The 633-nt window shown below is 61.9% G+C and carries 1 protein-coding gene; it reads right to left on the reverse strand.

The window, feature by feature from the left end:
* On the reverse strand, positions 1–632 hold a 632-nt coding region (locus ACLIIZ_RS21095), incomplete at its 3' end, for a GTP-binding protein (RefSeq protein ID WP_416695671.1).
* Position 633: the final 1 nt, after the last annotated feature.

A 633-nucleotide genomic window follows, 5' to 3' on the forward strand; every position in this document is an offset into this window, starting at 1 on the left:
TGGTCAACCGCACGTTCCGGCGTCGGGATGTAGGAGTCCAGCGCATCGGCCAGGCGGAAGATCGACGGTTCGCCGATTTCGGACTGGTCGCCTTCAAGGGCCTTGAGCGCCGAACCGTGAATGATCGGCGTGTCGTCGCCCGGGAAGTCGTACTTGGAGAGCAGCTCGCGCAGTTCCATTTCGACCAGCTCGAGCAGCTCGGCGTCGTCAACCATGTCGCACTTGTTCATGAACACCAGAACGTACGGCACGCCGACCTGACGGGCCAGCAGGATGTGCTCGCGGGTTTGCGGCATCGGGCCGTCAGCAGCGGAACAGACCAGGATCGCGCCGTCCATCTGGGCGGCACCGGTGATCATGTTCTTGACGTAGTCAGCGTGGCCCGGGCAGTCAACGTGGGCGTAGTGACGGTTGGCGGTTTCGTATTCGACGTGCGCGGTGTTGATCGTGATACCACGGGCCTTTTCTTCCGGCGCCGCGTCGATTTCGTCGTACTTCTTCGCCGCGCCGCCGAACTTGGCGGACAGCACCGTGGTGATCGCAGCGGTCAGCGTCGTCTTGCCGTGGTCAACGTGACCAATCGTGCCAACGTTGACGTGCGGCTTGGTACGCTCGAATTTTTCCTTAGCCATT

The organism is Azonexus caeni, from assembly GCF_048146105.1.
Taxonomy (GTDB): Bacteria; Pseudomonadota; Gammaproteobacteria; order Burkholderiales; family Rhodocyclaceae; genus Azonexus; species Azonexus aromaticus_B.